Origin of the sequence: Shinella sp. WSC3-e, assembly GCF_945994535.1 — a bacterium.
Taxonomy (GTDB): Bacteria; Pseudomonadota; Alphaproteobacteria; order Rhizobiales; family Rhizobiaceae; genus Shinella; species Shinella yambaruensis.
On record NZ_OZ000533.1, the window covers coordinates 306,643 to 322,965 of the forward strand.

15 protein-coding genes are annotated in these 16,323 nt (G+C 65.3%); 4 read left to right on the forward strand and 11 right to left on the reverse strand.

The window, feature by feature from the left end:
• Positions 1–370: 370 nt before the first annotated feature.
• A complete protein-coding gene (locus tag AABF56_RS30175; protein WP_244768770.1) occupies positions 371–1,060 on the forward strand; it encodes a hypothetical protein in 690 nt (229 codons plus the stop codon).
• 10 nt (positions 1,061–1,070) lie between these two features.
• Here the strand turns inward: AABF56_RS30175 and AABF56_RS30180 are convergent, their stop codons facing one another.
• On the reverse strand, positions 1,071–1,895 hold the full coding sequence (locus tag AABF56_RS30180; RefSeq protein ID WP_272808720.1) for a helix-turn-helix domain-containing protein: 825 nt from the start codon (positions 1,893–1,895) through the stop codon (positions 1,071–1,073).
• A 138-nt stretch (positions 1,896–2,033) separates the two neighbouring features.
• Here AABF56_RS30180 and AABF56_RS30185 point away from each other — a divergent pair, with 138 nt between their 5' ends.
• The gene (locus tag AABF56_RS30185) at positions 2,034–3,065 is read left to right on the forward strand and encodes a Gfo/Idh/MocA family protein (protein WP_272808719.1); all 1,032 of its coding nucleotides are present in this window, start codon (positions 2,034–2,036) and stop codon (positions 3,063–3,065) included.
• Positions 3,062–3,946 (forward strand): sugar phosphate isomerase/epimerase family protein, encoded by an 885-nt coding sequence (locus AABF56_RS30190; RefSeq protein WP_272808718.1) that lies wholly within the window; start codon positions 3,062–3,064, stop codon positions 3,944–3,946. The genes AABF56_RS30185 and AABF56_RS30190 overlap by 4 nt, the downstream gene beginning before the upstream one ends.
• Positions 3,947–3,972: 26 nt before the next feature.
• Here the strand turns inward: AABF56_RS30190 and AABF56_RS30195 are convergent, their stop codons facing one another.
• The 4 genes from AABF56_RS30195 to ugpB form a co-directional block, all read right to left on the reverse strand.
• Positions 3,973–5,019, reverse strand: coding sequence for a sn-glycerol-3-phosphate import ATP-binding protein UgpC (locus AABF56_RS30195; protein ID WP_272808717.1), 1,047 nt, complete (start codon positions 5,017–5,019; stop codon positions 3,973–3,975).
• Positions 5,019–5,867, reverse strand: a complete 849-nt coding sequence (ugpE, locus tag AABF56_RS30200; RefSeq protein WP_272808716.1) for a sn-glycerol-3-phosphate ABC transporter permease UgpE — start codon at positions 5,865–5,867, stop codon at positions 5,019–5,021. Before ugpE ends, AABF56_RS30195 begins: the two co-directional genes overlap by 1 nt.
• 9 nt (positions 5,868–5,876) lie before the next feature.
• Positions 5,877–6,758 carry a sn-glycerol-3-phosphate ABC transporter permease UgpA gene (gene ugpA, locus AABF56_RS30205; protein ID WP_244768764.1) on the reverse strand — a complete coding sequence of 294 codons (882 nt, stop codon included), beginning with the start codon at positions 6,756–6,758 and terminating at the stop codon, positions 5,877–5,879.
• Between the two features lie 84 nt (positions 6,759–6,842).
• Entirely contained in the window at positions 6,843–8,150 is a 1,308-nt protein-coding gene (gene ugpB, locus AABF56_RS30210) for a sn-glycerol-3-phosphate ABC transporter substrate-binding protein UgpB (RefSeq protein WP_272808715.1), read from the reverse strand.
• Between the two features lie 315 nt (positions 8,151–8,465).
• On the opposite strand from ugpB, the gene AABF56_RS30215 reads away from it, so the two are divergent.
• On the forward strand, positions 8,466–9,764 hold the full coding sequence (locus AABF56_RS30215; RefSeq protein ID WP_244768762.1) for a GGDEF domain-containing protein: 1,299 nt from the start codon (positions 8,466–8,468) through the stop codon (positions 9,762–9,764).
• 46 nt (positions 9,765–9,810) lie between these two features.
• Here the strand turns inward: AABF56_RS30215 and AABF56_RS30220 are convergent, their stop codons facing one another.
• From AABF56_RS30220 to nosZ, 6 genes are read right to left on the reverse strand one after another with little or no spacing between them, the layout of a single operon-like run.
• The gene (locus tag AABF56_RS30220; protein WP_272808714.1) at positions 9,811–10,788 is read right to left on the reverse strand and encodes an FAD:protein FMN transferase; all 978 of its coding nucleotides are present in this window, start codon (positions 10,786–10,788) and stop codon (positions 9,811–9,813) included.
• The gene (locus tag AABF56_RS30225) at positions 10,785–11,318 is read right to left on the reverse strand and encodes a nitrous oxide reductase accessory protein NosL (RefSeq protein WP_272808713.1); all 534 of its coding nucleotides are present in this window, start codon (positions 11,316–11,318) and stop codon (positions 10,785–10,787) included. The genes AABF56_RS30220 and AABF56_RS30225 overlap by 4 nt, the downstream gene beginning before the upstream one ends.
• Positions 11,315–12,130, reverse strand: coding sequence for an ABC transporter permease (locus AABF56_RS30230; protein ID WP_272808712.1), 816 nt, complete (start codon positions 12,128–12,130; stop codon positions 11,315–11,317). Before AABF56_RS30230 ends, AABF56_RS30225 begins: the two co-directional genes overlap by 4 nt.
• A complete protein-coding gene (locus AABF56_RS30235; protein ID WP_244768758.1) occupies positions 12,127–13,029 on the reverse strand; it encodes an ABC transporter ATP-binding protein in 903 nt (300 codons plus the stop codon). Before AABF56_RS30235 ends, AABF56_RS30230 begins: the two co-directional genes overlap by 4 nt.
• Positions 13,030–13,034: 5 nt before the next feature.
• Positions 13,035–14,378 carry a nitrous oxide reductase family maturation protein NosD gene (locus AABF56_RS30240; RefSeq protein WP_272808774.1) on the reverse strand — a complete coding sequence of 448 codons (1,344 nt, stop codon included), beginning with the start codon at positions 14,376–14,378 and terminating at the stop codon, positions 13,035–13,037.
• Positions 14,379–14,400: 22 nt separating this feature from the next.
• On the reverse strand, positions 14,401–16,314 hold the full coding sequence (nosZ, locus tag AABF56_RS30245; protein ID WP_272808711.1) for a TAT-dependent nitrous-oxide reductase: 1,914 nt from the start codon (positions 16,312–16,314) through the stop codon (positions 14,401–14,403).
• Between the last annotated feature and the right edge of the window lie 9 nt (positions 16,315–16,323).

The window sequence follows — 16,323 nt, forward strand, 5'->3', positions numbered from 1 at the left end:
GACCCTCTGAAATATCGTTGTCTCGTGAGCAGGAAGGGGAGCCTTCCGGCGATGGGCTTATTCTTCGGCCGAGCGGAGCGCCGCCGCAAGTTCGCAGCCATCGAAACACTGACGCGAGATGACGCACTCCAAAAGCAGTTCTGCGTCATAGTTTCCAGTCTCGCCCGCTACACCGCCGCTGGCTTGGACAATTTCTAATGGTCCCCATGCGTCCTGATCGGACAGAGCGGATGCCCGCAAAGGAAGCCATCTTTCGCAAAGTGAAGCTGGTATCGCGTCATCACGCGAACAAATTAATTCCGCCGCGCACTTCTATCGCGACACGCGCTATGGCTTTCTCAGGACACGGACAGACAAAAGAGGCATCGCCGTGCAGAACCTGAGCAGAGACCTGGCTTTCGCAGACGACTTCATTTCGGCAAAGCTGGTCGAGAACGTGGTCGACCATGACGTGGCGGACGCCATCGTTGTCAATATCAGTCCCACCCCGATGGTGACGGGCGACGAGCACCCCGCCATCGTGCCGGCATGGAAATCGACCTGGCTGAAGGGTGGCCGCATCCGCTCGGCGGAGCGGGCGGCGCTCATCAAGGTCGTCAACCCGACCAATCTCGGCGGCTGCATGTTCCGCGGCTGGGACTGGCTGGGCAACCGCATCCGCAGCTTTCCGCGCGACACGCCGCTCTATATCTCGGCGCAGGACGAGATCGGCACCGTCACGCTCGATCCGCGCGTCTTCACCAATGAGCGCGCGGCGGCCGAGGCGCCGCAGGTCTTCACGCTGAAGCTCAATCTCTGGTGGTCGCCGGGCGACACGGATTGCTTCATCCACAACGAGCACCCGTTCCTGGAAACGCACACGCAGATCCACGGGCTCGGCCGCATGCAGAAATTCAAGGCCCGCGACGCGGCGACCCTCTACGAGGACGTGGTGATGCCGATCGGCTATTCGCACGATCCCTTTTGCCGGGTGACGGGCGAGAACCAGTGGACCTATCCCTGGCATCGCTACTATGCGGACAGCGACAGCGTCTGGCTCGCCGTCGAACTGCACCCCTGACCGAGCCGTCTCAGCTCATCTGGATCATGTCGGAGCCGTCGCCGAGATACTGCAACGCCTCGCGCGGAATGCTGGGATCGTTGCGGTCCATCACCGTCAGCTCCTTGAGATGCTCGCGGCGCAACAGGCCAGGCCCCCGGTAGTGCAGCGCGACCTTCGTGGAATAGGGCTGGCGGAAGACGGTCGCGGCGATGCCGCTCGAAATGCCGAACATGAAGCGCTTGGCATTGCGCTTGACCTGCGCATAGACGCCGAAGGTCATCTCGTTCGACTGGATGCCCTCGAAATCCGCCGTGAAGAGACGGTCGGCGACGGGGAAGCAGAAGCCGTAATATTTGAAGACATATTCCGTCTTCTTCGGGTCGTCGAAACTCGGGAAGCGCTCGACATAATAGTGCTGGAGGAATTCCCTGTTGCGGTAGATGCAGAAGGCCGACCGCAGCACGAAACCCTTGTAGATCGAGGAGAACTGGTAGCGGTCGTAGACCCCGACGATGTCGTTGTGATCGGCATTGTTCTCGACGATCATGTCCGAGACGAAGCGCGAGAATTCCGGCAGCTGCCGGGCGGTCGCCATCGCGTGGAAGAAGTTGCCCTCCACCAGCGTGCGGAACTCCTCCGGATCGGCAAAGAGCATGGGGACGCTGAGGCCGAAATAGTTCGCGATGATCCTGAGATTGGCCGGCGAGGGCACATGGGCGCCCGACAGGTACTTGTTGAACTGCTGCCGGTTGACGTTGATCTTGCGGCAGACGGCCGCGACCGAACCGTGCTGCTCGCAGAGCGTCCTGAGGTTCGCCGCCAAGGCGGCCCCGTCTCGTCCCAGCTGATCCATTCCCACCCCCGCCAGCGCCCTACCTGACGCATTATGACGCTAGTTCTACTTCATATCGCTAAAGACATCAATCGCCTGCGCAATTGTGGCACCGGGGTCGAGCGGTCAAGCTCCGCAGGATGAAAGGGAGGATCCGTGGTGCAGTCCAGTGAAGCGGTCGGATGGTCCGTCATGGGGACCGGAACCATAACAACGGAGCACATGGTTGCGGCGATCCGCTCGGCCGGACAGGAACCCCTGTGGGTCGTCAGCCGCAACCGGCAATATGCGGCGCATTTCTCGCAGGACATGCACATCCCCGGCGTCGCCCTCGATGCCCGGCGCGCGCTGCAGGATCCGCGCATCGGCTTCGCCTATGTCAGCGCCGTCCGCGGCCGGCGCAAGCATTACATCCTGGCAGCGGCGGATGAGCGCAAACACGTCCTGTGCGACGGCCCGATCGCCGGCAGCAGCCGCCTGGCGGCAAGCCTCGTCGAGACATGCCGGACGGCGGGCATCACCCTGGCGCTCCACCAGCCCTTCCGCACCCTTTCGCCCCACCAGACCATGCGCCGGCTGCTGCTGGAAGGGGAAATCGGCACGCTGCAATCGCTCCTCATCGCGCGCGGCGCGCCCTTTCAGCCGCCGCCCAACCGCCATGTCGACGAGGCGGTGGACCGTGGCGATGCGCTCTTCGAAGCCTCCATCGACAGCATCGACCTTGCGCGTTTCCTCACCGGCCAGGAGCCTGTCGCCGTCTCCGCCCTTTCGGCCTCCCCGGCGCAGGGCGAGACCGACCAGCAGTCCTATGCGCTGGGCCTGTCGGGCGGCGCCGTCCTTCAATCCTACGAGAGTTTCACGACAGCGGAGTTCGAAAGCATCGTCATGCTCGCCGGCGACCGCGGCACGCTGACCGCCCATGGAACGCTCAGCGGAAAAGGCGCCGGCACGCTGGTCCGGCGGCTGAACGGGCGGAACGAGCTCATCCCGGTGCGCGAGCGCGACCCGCATGTCACGACGATCGAAGCCTTCCTGGCCTTGCCCCGCAAGCCGGCGACATGGATGTCGCTCGGCGAGGACAATGTCATCGCGCTGCGCGCCGCGGAAGCCATCCGCGCGGCCCGGAACAAACGGCCCGTTTCCATCGGGACCGTTGACGCAAAGACGAGCGCAGGAGGCTCGCATCCATGACCCGGACAGAAAACCAGCTCATCTACCATTCCATGGCATCCCGGCCGAACACGCTGGCGATCGACATCGCGATCACGCGCAGCCTCGGCTTCGACGGCCTCGAAACCTCCGGCCCGAAGATCGCCGCCTTCCTCGAAGCCGGCTTCTCCACATCCGAGCTGAAGGCGCGGCTCGACGGCCTCGCCCTGCCCGGCATCGGCTTCCTGATCGACCTCGAGCGGCAGGGCGACGGCCGCCGGCAGATGCTGCGGGAGGCCGAAGAGCTCTGCGCACTGGCCTCGGCAGCCGGGGCCAGGGGCATCGAGGCCATCACCGGCCCGCTGGATATCCGGGTCTTCGAGGCGGGTGCCGCACAGCGGTATCCCCATCTCTACCGCGGCCTCGTCGACCTGCCGACGGACGCCCAGCTGGACCTCACCGCCGCCAATCTCCAGGCCGTCGCGGACATCGCCGCATCGCATGGCCTGCTCGTCTATCTCGAAGCGCTGTCCTGGACGCCGCTCAATACGATGGATGCCCAGTTGCAGGTGATCGACCGCTGCAAGCGGGACAATGTGCGCATCGTCATCGATTTCTGGCATTCCTATACCAGCGGCGACACACCGGAACGCATCGCCCGGCTCGACAAGGCGCTGATCTACGGCGTGCATCTTTGCGATTCCCTGCCCTATGCCGGCGGCATACCGAACGAACCCGTCCTCCGGGACGTGCCGACCGGCCAAGGCGTGCTCGACCTCCAAAGCTGGGTCGATGCCGTCAAGTCCACCGGTTATACCGGCTGGTGGAGCTGCGAGCTCTTCTGCAGGCGCCAGCACCAGGACGACAGCTTTGCCGTGGCGAGGGACCTTAAAGCCCTCATGGAGCGCCTTATCCTGCGGTGACGCCCTTTTCGGCGTGACGGGAAGCCCTATGCGAGCCGCGCACCCTCTTTGTTGAAGAAATGCAGGCCCGATGCCGCAGCCCCGATGGTCATGGTGTCATCCATGGCGATGCGCGAGCGGCCGGCGACGCGGAAGACGATCGGGGTGCCATCCGGCAGCGTGCCGTGCACGTAGCTCTCCGCGCCGACAAGCTCGACGGCGGCAACCTTGACATCGGCGCGGAAGGCATCGTCGCGCCCCTCCTCCGCCAGGTGCAGGTCCTCCGGCCGGATGCCGAGGGTGGCGACGCCGGCCGGCAGGTGTGTCGCGCCGGAAAGCACCCATCCGGCGCCCGGCGCCGGCGTGGCAAGCAGGTTCATCGACGGTGAACCGATGAAGGTGGCGACGAATGTCGTCGCCGGCTTCTCGTAGAGTTCGATCGGCGTGCCGACCTGCTCGATATGCCCGCCGTTCAGCACGACGAGCCGGTCGGCAAGCGTCATCGCCTCCATCTGGTCATGGGTGACATAGACGCTGGTCGTCGCGAGGGACCGTTGCAGCCGCTTGATCTCGACCCGCATCTGCACCCGCAGCTTGGCATCGAGGTTGGAGAGCGGCTCGTCGAACAGGTAGGCTGCCGGCTCGCGCACGATGGCGCGGCCCATGGCGACGCGCTGGCGCTGGCCGCCGGACAATTGCCGGGGCTTGCGCTCAAGGAACGGCTCGATCTCCAGCGCCTTGGCCGCCGCGGCGATCCGCCGGTCGATCTCCGGTTTCGGCGTGTTGCGGTTCTTCAGGCCGTAGGCGAGGTTCTGGCGCACCGTCATATGCGGATAGAGCGCGTAGTTCTGGAAGACCATGGCGATGTCGCGCTCCGATGGTTCCAGATCGTTGACGACCCGGTCGCCGATCGAGATCGTGCCGCCGGTAATGCCTTCGAGCCCGGCGATCATGCGCAGCAGCGTCGACTTTCCGCAGCCGGACGGACCGACCAGCACGATCAGCTCACCATCCGCGATGTCGAGCGAGACGCCCTTGATCGCTTCCACCGTTCCATAGGTCTTGCGGACATCGTTGAGTACAATCCTGGCCATTACTTCTCCGTCTCCACGAGACCTTTGACGAACCATCGCTGCATCAGCACGACGACGAGGATAGGCGGAATGATGGCGAGGATCGCCGTCACCATGACGTAGTTCCACGGCGTGGAGGCATCCGTGAAGTCCACCATGCGGCGCAGCCCGATGATGATCGTGTTCATCTTCGCGTCGTTGGTAACGAGAAGCGGCCAGAGATACTGCGTCCAGCCGTAGATGAAGAGGATCACGAAGAGCGCCGCGATATTGGTGCTGGAGAGCGGCAGCAGGATATCGCGCATGAAGCGGAACGGCCCGGCATTGTCGATGCGCGCCGCCTCGACCAGTTCGCCGGGAATGGTGAGGAAGAACTGCCGGAACAGGAAGGTCGCCGTGGCCGACGCCATCAGCGGCAGCGTCAGCCCGGCATAGGTGTCGATCAGGCCGAGATCGACGATCACCTTGTAGGTCGGCAGGATGCGCACCTCGACCGGCAGCATCAGGGTGACGAAGATCATCCAGAAGAACACCATTCGCAGCGGAAAGCGGAAGAAGACGATGGCGAAGGCGGACAGGAACGAGATGACGATCTTGCCCACCGCGATGGCGATGGCCACGACGAAGGAATTGAGCAGCAGCCGCTCCAGGCTGACGCCGACGACCCGCTCGACGCCGCCGGCCATGGCGTCGGAATAGTTCTCGACCAGGTGGCCACCCGGCAACAGCGACATGGGTGGCCGGATGATGGCCTCCGAGGTCATCGTCGAGGCGATGAAGGTGTAGTAGATCGGAAAGGCGACGACGATGATCCCGAGGACCAGCACGAAGTGGCCGATGAGATTGGCGATGGGGCGTTTTTCGATCATGGCCTCTCCTCACCCGTAGTGCACGCGCTTCTCGACGAAGCGGAACTGGAAGGCGGTCAGCGCGATGACGATGATCATCAGGATCACCGATTGCGCGGCGGAGGAGCCGAGGTTGAGGTTGACGAAGCCGTCGTTGTAGACCTTGTAGACCAGCGTCTCGGTCGCCTTGGCGGGACCGCCGCCGGTGACCGCGTGAATGATGCCGAACGTGTCGAAGAAGGCATAGACGGTGTTGACCACCAGGAGGAAGAAGGTGGTGGGCGCAAGAAGCGGGAAGACGATGGTCCAGAAGCGCCGCGCACCCCGCGCGCCGTCGATGGAAGCCGCCTCGATCAGCGATCTCGGGATCGCCTGGAGGCCGGCGACGAAGAACAGGAAATTATAGCTGATCTGCTTCCAGGCCGCGGCAACCACGATGAGCGCCATGGCCTGGTCGCCGTTGAGAAGCGGATCCCAGCCAAAACCGTTGCGCCGGAGCAGATAGGCAAGCGTGCCCATGGCCGGGTTGAACATGAAGAGCCAGAGCATGCCGGCGACGGCCGGCGCCACCGCATAGGGCCAGATCAGCAGCGTGCGATAGAGCGTCTGGCCGCGCACCACCCTGTCGGCGGCGGTCGCCAGCAGCAGCGCGACGCCCATCGACACCAGCGCCGTCAGGATACTGAAGATCACGGTGACCTGCAGCGAGGAAAGGTAGTTGGGATCGGCAAGCACGGCGGAGAAATTGGCAAGCCCGACAAAGCCGCTCTTCAGGCCGAACGGATCCTCGCGCAGGGTCGACTGGTAGATCGCCTGGCTCGCCGGCCAGAAGAAGAAGACCACGGTGAGGATGATCTGGGGCGCGACCAGGAGATAGGGCAGGATCTTGTTGGGGAAGGCGACAGTGTGCAAGGCAGGCTCCCGAAGCGACAGGTCAAGACGTGCCGTCCGCCGCCCGCATCCCGAGGGAAGCAGGCGGCATGACGCATCCTACGCTCAGTTGCCGATCGCCTCGGCGATGGCCGCATTGCCGCGTTCGACGGCCTTGTCGAGCGCCGTCTTCGCATCCTGCGAACCGGCCAGCATCGCCTCGAACTCCTCGTTCATGATGTCGCGCACCTGCGGCAGGTTGACGAGGCGCACACCCTTGGAGTTTTCGGTCGGCGCCTTGCCGATCATCTGCAGGATCGGCGTCTCGCGGGCCGGGTTCTTCTCGTAGAAGCCCGATTTCTTGGTTTCCTCATAGGCCGCATTGGTGACCGGCAGGTAGCCGGAGACCTGGTGGAGGCGGGCTTGGATCTGCGTCTGCGAGAGGAAATTGAAGAACTGCGCGACGCCCTTGTATTCCTCGTCGCTCTTGCCGCCGAAGACCCAGAGGCTGGCGCCGCCGGGAATGGTGTTCTGCGGGCCGTGGCCTTCGTAATAGGGCAGCTGGCCGATGCCGTAGTTCACGCCGGACTTGACGATATCGCCGAGGCCGCCGGAGGATTCGGTCAGGATCGCGCATTCGCCCGACATGAAGAGCTGCTTGGCTTCCGAGGTGCGCCCGCCATAGCGGAACGTGCCGTCCTTGGCGAGGTCTGCAATGGCCTGGAAATGCTCCACGAACAGCGGCGCGTTGAACTCGAGCTTCACATCGGTGCTGCCGAGGCCGTTCTCGTTCGTGCCATAGGCGACATTGTTCCAGGCCGCGAAATTCTCGGTCTGGATCCAGGTCAGCCAGGTGGAGGTGATGCCGCATTTCGAAGCATCGCTCGCCTTGATCTTCCTGGCGGCCTCGAAGACTTCCGGCCAGGTCTTCGGCGGATTCTCCGCGTCGAGCCCCGCCTTCGTGAAGGCGTCCTTGTTGTAGTAGAGGATCGGCGAGGACGAATTGTAGGGGAAGGACAGCATGGTGCCGTCCGGCTTGGAATAATAGGCGACGATGCCGGCGAGATACTGCGACTTGTCGAACGTGTAGCCGCCCTTCTGCAGCACGTCGGCGGCCGGCACGATGGCGCCCTCGGCCCCCATCATCACGCCGCTGCCCGCGTCGAACACCTGGATGATCGCGGGCGGCTGCTTGGAGCGGTAGGCCGCGATGCCGGCATTCAGTGTTTCGGGATAGGTTCCCTTGAACACCGGTACGACCTTGTACTCGCTCTGGCTGTCGTTGAATTCCTTCGCCAGCTGGTCGACGACCTCGTTGTTGGCGCCGGTCATGGCATGCCACCATTGCAGTTCGGTGGCGGCAAGGGCACTCGATCCAAACAGGAGCGAAAGGGTGATAGCCGCTGTCGAGGCAGCGATGAGACGATTGGACATGGTTCCTCCCTGATGTTCCAGCCGCTGGAACGACCCGTTCCGAAGGGAGATCCTCCTCGATCCCGCCTCGGCTCGCTTCGTCGCGAAGCAGGCTGCATTCAAAACGAAGATAAACGAACCTGCAAACGAAATTATAGGTCGCTGGCGCGAATTTCCAATGGGCAAATTATGCCAAACGACGGCATCCTGGCGATAGGGTGAGGATCGGCCAGGGGAAGCCTCCCGCCGCTTAAGCCTTTTCTTACGTTAGGTGATTATCCTCGGGCGCGGAGGGTCTCCGTGGCCTGGCACAGACGACGATGGGTAGCGGATCGCATGAGCAGTACAGCGTCGCAGCGAACCAAGACGAACGATGTTCCCCACGGCAGGTCCCGTGAGGAAGTCGATTTCTGGATGGGGTGCGTCGGTGCACCGATGGTGCTTGTCGAAAAGGGCACCCTGCATGTGCGCCGGGCAAATGCCAATGCCGCGGTTCTGTTCGGGCTGGGGCTGGATGCCTTCGAAGACCTGCCGATGGAGGATCTCGTCGGCCGCGAGGCGAGCATTCTCCTCTCGCAGATATGGAGTGTCGCCCCGATCGGCGTGCCCGGCGAACCGTTCCTGATCCGTGCCATGGTGCAGGGACAGGAACGCGTATTGATGGTGCAGGTCACCAAGCTTGCGATCGAGGGCGAGCTCGTGCGCCTGTTCACCTTCACCGATGCGCCGCCGCAAGGCTCCGTCTCCCTCGCCGGCTGGCAGGAGAATGTCGTCTCGCTTCTGGACTGGCTGCCCTTCGGCTTCGAGATCGCCAGCACGGACGACCAGATCCAGTTCGCCAATGCGACGTTCAAGGCGCTCTTCGGCTATACGCAGGACGAGATCGAGAGCATCGAGGACTGGTGGCGCCTGGCCTATCCCGACCCGCAATATCGCGAGTTTGCCCGATCGCACTGGCATTCGTCCATCGAAGCGGCCCGCCGCGAGAACCGCGAGATGACGCCGTTCGACCTCAATGTCATGACGGCGAGCGGAACGGAGCGGCGCATCCAGTTCCGCCACAGGACGATCGGCAACTTCAACGTCAATCTCTATATCGACGTCACGAAGGAGCGCGCCTATGCCGAGCAGCTCAAGGCCCTTGCCGACACCGACCCGCTGACCGGCATCCTGAACCGCCGGCGCTTCTTCGAGGAGGCGGAGGAGATATTCTCGAGGGCGGGCAGCGGCCGCTCCATGGGCGTGCTCATGCTGGACATCGATCATTTCAAATCGATCAACGACACGCACGGCCATCGTGCGGGCGACCTCGTCCTCATGGAATTCGTCCGCCGCTGCCAGGAGGTCGCGCGCCCGGACGATCGCTTCGCGCGGCTTGGCGGTGAGGAATTTGCCCTGTTGCTGACCGCCGGGGAGCCGGCCGCGGCCGGAACACTGGCCGAGCGCATCCGCACAGCGATCCATGCCTCGCCCTTCGACATCGAGGGTACCGCGATCCCGCTCAGCGTCAGCATCGGCGCCACGCTCGCCGATCCATCGAAAGAGCCGTTCGGCTCGGCGATCCTGCGGGCCGACAATGCGCTCTACGAAGCCAAGCGGACGGGCCGCAACCGCGTCGTGACGATCAACGCATAAACACGTCAGCGCCCGCGACCTTGTTGCCGGCGCCCGTTCCGGAGCGTCAGGCGATGTGCCTATACCCTCCGCCCGGCTCGCGCAGATGCACCTCGATGCCCGGCAGCGTGCGCAGCGCGGCCGCGATCCCGTCGCCGTCCATGAAGCTGAAGGCGGTGGAGAAAGCGTCGGCGGCCGCGGCGGTCGGCGCGACGACGCTGACGCTGTCGTGGCGACCCGCCGAAACGCCGGTCCGGGGATCGAGCAGGTGGCTCGGGGAGCCCGGCCCGCCAAAGCGGAAACCATTCGTCCCGGAGGTGGCGATCGCGCGGTCGACGAGGTCGACGCGCGCATCCGTTCCGGCGATGCCGGCGCGCCAGGGCGTTCCATCCTCGCGCGGCCCGAGCGCGCGGATTTCACCGAGGTTGGCGAGCGTGTGCACCACGCCGCCGGCGCGCAGGATCTCCACGGCCCGATCCGTGATGTAGCCCTGCGCTATGCCGTTGAGCGTCAGCGCCATGCCCGCCCTGCGAAAGGCGATACGGTTTCGGTCGAAGGCGACGTGCCCGAAGCCCACGCGGCGCAACGTTTCCTTGATGCTGTCGCGCGGAGGGCCGGCAGGATCTGCACCGGGAGCGGAGAAATGCCGGGCATGAAGCAGCCACAAGGGCTGGACGGTCGGGTCGAACAGGCCGTCGCTCTGCTGCCAGACGGCATGGCTCTGCTCCAGCAGGTCCACCAGTTCGGCCGGCGGATCGGCGAGCGCGCCCCGGGCATTGAGTGTGGCGAGCGCGGAATCCGGCAGGTAAAGGCTGAAAATGCGCTCAAGGCGATCGATCTCGGCAACGACGCGCCGGATCAGCCGCGCGGCCTGCGCCCGGTCGGGATGGTGGAGGATCATTTCCGCCGGCGCGCCGAGGGCGCGGCCGCGCCAGCGGACGGCCCTGGACCCGGCGCCTGCGCCGAGCGGGCAAAGCGCCGTGCCGGCGGCAGCGGCCGAAAGCATGATGAAACGACGACGGGTCGGGCCTGCGCCCATGGTCATTGCCCTTCCTCCTGGCGCTGCGGCGCCGCTCCGTCGGCCGCCTGGCCGTCGCCCAGCACATAGCCGGGCGGAATATCCGAGAAGCCGACCACCTCGCCGCCATGCTTTCCGGCGAAATCGCGCGCGTCCGTCTCCCTGGAGAAGGGAATGGTCTCGGCGACGCCCATGCCGCCGCGCTGTGCGCTGCCGATCACGTAGAAGGCGGTGCGGGCATCGATCCAGTTTTCGGCGCCGGGCTGCGCCCAGCTCGCAGCAGTGCCCATGTCCGAGACGTAGATGGCGGCGATGGCCTTGGGCTCGTCCGGCAGAAGAGTGAAGGCGACCGCATCGCGCGCCGAGGAAAACCAGATCGGCTCGGGAATCTGCGACAGGATGATCTGGCCCTTGGGGCCTTCGTGCTCCAGCACGTTCATGCCGCAATAGCGGCCGATCGCCTCCTCCGTCAGGGCGAAGGGTTGCGGCACCTCGGCCGGCTGCTCCGAGCAGCCGGCGACGAGGACGAGAACGAGGGTGGCGAGCATGCGTTTCATGCCTCTCTCCTTGAAAAGACCAGCATGGCGGCGGCAAGCGGCAGCGCCGCCCACAGCGCGAGCGCGGCGACAAGCGCGGGCGCACTGAGCGAGGCTGCCCCGGCCATGCCGGAAATCGCCCCCGCCTCGCCGCCGAGATTGAGCAAGCGATAGGCATCGGTCGGGTTGAGCAGAAGGAGGGCATTGAGCAGCCCGCCCGTGACCGTGCGCCCCTGGTCGGCGACCAGGAGGCCGAGCAGCGCCATGTCGTAGACCAGCACGGAGACCAGCCACACACCGACGGCGATGCCGCCCGCCATGCCGCGCTCGCCGGCGAGCGTGCTGACGAGATAGCCGATGGCGATGAAGACCGCGCCGAGCAGCACCGAGGAGCCGATCAGGAGGGCGAAGGCCGGCCAGCCGGCGGCGAGCCCGGCACCGCCGCCAAGCCCGAGCGCGAGCGCCGCCGCGCCGTAGCCGATCAGCGTGGCGAAGGCGAGGATCGCCAGATGCCCGATGAACTTGCCGGCAATCACCTGGAAACGCGCCAGCGGATAGCTGAGCAGCAAGAGGAGTGTGCCCCGCTCCGCCTCGCCGACGATGGCGTCATGCGAGATGAGGAGGGCGATGAGCGGCACGAGGAACACCGACAGGCTCGACAGGCTGACGACGATCACGTCGAGCGCACTTGCCCCGACATTGCCGGTGGGCGCGCTGCCGAGGAAGGTGAGGGTGAGCGCGAGCGTCGCCAGAAGCAGCGTGGTCGCGAGGACCCAGCGGTTGCGCAGGCCCTCCTGGATTTCCTTGCGCGCGATGACGAGGATGGTCCTCATTGGCCGGCCTCCCGCTGCCTGTCCTGGAAATGGGCATAGAGCTCGTCGAGCGTCGGCGGCGTCACGTCGAGATCGGCGATGCGGGCGCCGACGGCGGCGCGCAGCAGCGCCAGCTTGTCCTCCGGCGCGGCGTCGATTTCCAGCATATGGCCGTTGACCGGGCGCCAGTCCGCGTCCCCTTCGAGCCGCCGTTCCTCGCCCTCGGCAAGGCGCACGCGGATGCGCGTCGGCAGCCGCGCGATGCCGCGCAGCTCGTCCAGCGTGCCGTCGGCGATCTTGACGCCCTGCCCCATGATGACGATGTGGTCGGCCCGCCCCTCCAGTTCGCTGAGCGCATGGGAGGACAGCAGGATCGTCGCGCCTCCTGCGCGCAGTTCGTCGAGGAAACCGTAGAAATCGCGGCGGAGCGCCGGGTCGAGGCCGGTCGTCGGCTCGTCGAGCAGCAGGACCTGCGGCGCGCCGAGCAGCGCCTGCGCCAGCCCGAGCCGCTGCCGCATGCCCTTGGAATAGGTGCGCACGCGCCGGTCGGCAGCCTGCGACAGGCCGACGCGTTCGAGCAGTTCGGCGACCTGACCGTGCGGCGCGCGCTTCAGCGCGGCGTAGAAGGCCAGCGTCTCGCGGCCGGTCAGGGCCGGATTGAAGGACACGCTTTCCGGCAGGTAGCCGAGGCGCGCGCGCACGGCGGGATCGGCCGCCGGATCGCCGCCGAGCACGCGGACGGTGCCGGCGGTCGGGCGGATGAGGCCGAGCATCAGCTTGATCAGCGTCGTCTTGCCCGCGCCGTTGTGGCCGACCAGCGCGACGATCTCGCCTTCGGCAAGCGAGAAGGAAACGTCGCGCACGGCCTTGAACGCGCCGAAAGCCTTGGAAACGGCCTGGATGTCGATGCGATGGGTCATGGCATTCACATTCCTTCGTCCGGCGGGGCCATCAGCGGGCGGCTGTCGACCACGCCGCCGGGCAGGAGCGCCGGAAACTGGCTCTGCGCCCAGCGGATGACCTGCACGGCCGGACTGTTGGTGAGGATTTTCGCCTGCGGCGCGGTCCACAACACCCGGTCGACGAGATCGTTCGGCCTGTAGGGCGTGTCGGCGATGCCGTCGCCGTCGAGGTCGAAGGCGGGGTTGTCGCTCCAGTAGTTGCCGCGCCCTTCCGCCGACCAGTCGAGGTAGCGCGTGCCGACATACTTGACCTGGTTGCGGTTGCGGATGAAGGCGTTGCCGCTCATGCGGTTGCCCTCAGAGCCCGCGGTGAAATGGATGCCGATCGCGCAGTTCTCGAAGCGGTTGCCGGAAAAGCGGTTGCGGTTGGCATTGTAGATGAAGACGCATTTTTCCGGGCCGAGGCGCCGGTCCGCGACGTCGTGGCCGGCATCGCTTTCCATGGTCACGCCATGCGTGTCGCTCTGGCGGCCGGCATTGGTCCAGCGGGAAACCGGCTGCATCCGCCCCTTCACCCGGTTGCCGGATACCGTCGAGCCCTTCGCGGTGTTGAGCAGCAGGCCATGGTCGCGGTCACCATCGGAGACATTGCCGGTGATCGTCAACCGGTCGGAATACATGATGGCATAGCCGACGGAATTGCCGGTCGAGACGTTGTCGCTGATCTCGCTTTCGTTGGTGTACATGTAGTGGACGGCGAAACGCAGGTCGCGCATGCGGTTGCCGGAGAAGACGTTGTGGCGGCTGGCATTGGTGAAGATGCCGTCGCGGCCGAAGCGGATGTCGTTGCCGATCACCTTCGCCCCCGGCGCGTTCCACAGATGCACGCCGTTGCCGGCCTCCGCCGAGCGCCCCTCGCGCATGCCCTCGATCCGGTTGCCGCGCACCAGCGCGTCCCTGGCGCCCCTGATGTAGACGCCGTAGAGATTGCCGAGGATCGCATTGTCCTCGACGATCGCCCCGGTCGCGGCCTTGTCGAGGAAGACGCCGGAATCGAGCGAGCCGATATTCGTGCCGGAGCCCTGGATTTCAAGCCCGCGCACCACCGCGCCGGGTGCGGCGACGGTGACGACGCTGCCGGTGCCCGTGCCCGACAGCACCGCCCCGCCCTCGCCTTCCAGCGTCAATGCCGTGGCGATGCGCAGCGGGCCGCGATGCCCGCCCGCCTGCAGCCGGATCACATCCCCCGGCCGGGCCGCATCGAGGATCGCCTGCAGGTTTTTCGCGCCGGCGGGAACGGAGATCGTCTCCGCCCGCGCGAAGACCGGTGCGAGGGCGGCCACGAGGGCCGCCACCGCAATCGTCATCGTGGCGGGATAGGCCGTCACGTCAGGCCGCCTGCGGCTCGACGAACATGCGGCCCTTCATCTCCATGTGCATGGCATGGCAGAACCACGAGCAATAGTACCAGTAGACGCCGGGCTTGTCGGCGGTGAAGGTCACGGAAGCCGTCGCCTGCGGAGCCACTTCCATGTTGATGCCGTAGTTGATGATGGCAAAGCCGTGGCTGAGATCCTCGACCTCGTCGATATTGGTGACATAGACCGTCACCTCGTCGCCCTGCTTGACCGAGAAGGTCTCCAGCCCGAAGGCCGGGGCGGCGGAGGTCATGTAGACGCGCACCTTGTTGCCGTCGCGGATCACCTCGCTGTCGGCCATCAGGTCGATGCCGTCGGCCGCCGCCTGCTTTACCGCATCGGCGAAGAACGGATCGTCACGCTTCCACACATGCACCGGATCGATCTTCGAGTGGTGGACGATGGTGGCGTCGTGCGGCTCGGCAAAGGTCGGGTTGTCGTGCACCAGCACCATCTCGTCGCCGGAAATATCGATGAGCTGGTCGTTTTCCGGCTTCAGCGGACCGACGTTGAGATAGCGGTCCTTGGAGAACTTGTTGAGCGATATCAGCCACTTGCCGTCCGCGTCCTTGGTCTGGCCCATGGAGGTATGGTTATGACCTGGCTGGTAGTGCACATCGAGCTTCTGGCGGATCGGATCGACCTGCTCGCCCTTGTAGGCGCGCTTGGCGTCCTCGATGTTCCATTTGCAGATCTGGCTGTCGATGAAGAGCGTCGTATAGGCGTTGCCCCTGCCGTCATAGGCCGTGTGCAGCGGGCCGAGGCCGAGCTCGGGCGCGGCGACGATCGTCTCCTTCGGCTGGATCTTGTCCTCGAACAAATCGTCGAAGGTGCGCACGTCCATGACGGTCACGGTCGGCGAGAGCTTGCCGTTGGCGACGATGTGGATGCCGTCCGGCGCGGTGTTCATGCCGTGCGGGCTGTTGGGTATCGGAATATAGCGGGTGAACGGCGAGCCCTTGCGCCCGTCGAGAACCGGCACCCCGCCCATCTCGGTGAATTCGCCGCGGGCGACCGCCTCCTCGATGCGCTTCAGGTTGAAGACGACCACCCAGTCCTGTTCGGCCTCCATCATCTCGGCAAGGTTCACGCCCTCCTCCGAGTTGTAGCAGGTGGAGAAGGCGTATTTGCCCTGGTAGTCGGCATCGACATTGTCGAGATTGCCGTCGACCATGATCTGCCAGGCGACCTTCATCGTCTCGCCGTCGACGGCCGAGAAGATCGAGCGGTAATGGGCTTTGTCGTCGAGCACCTTGCCGTCGTTCGGGACCGGTACGCGGTCCTCGCCGTTGCAGAAGACATAGCCGGTCTTCGGATACTTCTGGACGCGCAGGCCGTGGACCGTGTGCTGGTTGGGCAGCTGGACGATCTTGTCGCACTTCATCACGTCGAGGCGGATGCGGCAGACGCGGGTGTTCGCCTTGTCGTTGGCGAAGAGGTAGCGCCCGTCATAGGTCCCCTCGGTGAAGGAGGGATGCGGGTGGTGCAGGTCGCCGTTGAGATAGGCGGCAGCGCCCCGCTTGTTCATCAGTTCGCGATATTCCGGCAGCATGCCCTCCGTCAGGATCCTCAGGCTCTCGTTCGTCTGCCCCCAGCCGGTGGCGCTGCAGCGGTTGAAGACCGGGATGCGCATCAGCTCGCGCATGGAGGGAAGGCCGACGATGCGGACCTCGCCCGACTGGCCGGAGGAGAAGAAGACGTAATATTCGTCGAGTTCGCCCGGCTTGACCTCGTAGTTGCCGCTGGCGGCGGCCTGCGCGAGCGCGGGCGCCGCGGTGATCCCGCCGAAGGCGAGCGCGCCGGTTCCCACCGCCCCCGCCGCGACGGCCGTGGAGCCCAGCAATTGGCGGCGGCTCAGACCTGCTTTCGTTTCATCCTGTGGCATGGCATCTCT

What these genes read in the sequence shown, in the direction of transcription:
- AABF56_RS30235 (WP_244768758.1), bottom strand. Translation starts at nt 13,029, where the DNA reads ATGACCCATCGCATCGACATCCAGGCCGTTTCCAAGGCTTTCGGCGCG.
- AABF56_RS30180 (WP_272808720.1), bottom strand. Translation starts at nt 1,895, where the DNA reads ATGGATCAGCTGGGACGAGACGGGGCCGCCTTGGCGGCGAACCTCAGG.
- nosZ (WP_272808711.1), bottom strand. Translation starts at nt 16,314, where the DNA reads ATGCCACAGGATGAAACGAAAGCAGGTCTGAGCCGCCGCCAATTGCTG.
- AABF56_RS30240 (WP_272808774.1), bottom strand. Translation starts at nt 14,378, where the DNA reads ATGACGATTGCGGTGGCGGCCCTCGTGGCCGCCCTCGCACCGGTCTTC.
- AABF56_RS30230 (WP_272808712.1), bottom strand. Translation starts at nt 12,130, where the DNA reads ATGAGGACCATCCTCGTCATCGCGCGCAAGGAAATCCAGGAGGGCCTG.
- AABF56_RS30215 (WP_244768762.1), top strand. Translation starts at nt 8,466, where the DNA reads ATGAGCAGTACAGCGTCGCAGCGAACCAAGACGAACGATGTTCCCCAC.
- AABF56_RS30190 (WP_272808718.1), top strand. Translation starts at nt 3,062, where the DNA reads ATGACCCGGACAGAAAACCAGCTCATCTACCATTCCATGGCATCCCGG.
- ugpB (WP_272808715.1), bottom strand. Translation starts at nt 8,150, where the DNA reads ATGTCCAATCGTCTCATCGCTGCCTCGACAGCGGCTATCACCCTTTCG.
- ugpE (WP_272808716.1), bottom strand. Translation starts at nt 5,867, where the DNA reads ATGATCGAAAAACGCCCCATCGCCAATCTCATCGGCCACTTCGTGCTG.
- AABF56_RS30195 (WP_272808717.1), bottom strand. Translation starts at nt 5,019, where the DNA reads ATGGCCAGGATTGTACTCAACGATGTCCGCAAGACCTATGGAACGGTG.
- AABF56_RS30220 (WP_272808714.1), bottom strand. Translation starts at nt 10,788, where the DNA reads ATGACCATGGGCGCAGGCCCGACCCGTCGTCGTTTCATCATGCTTTCG.
- AABF56_RS30225 (WP_272808713.1), bottom strand. Translation starts at nt 11,318, where the DNA reads ATGAAACGCATGCTCGCCACCCTCGTTCTCGTCCTCGTCGCCGGCTGC.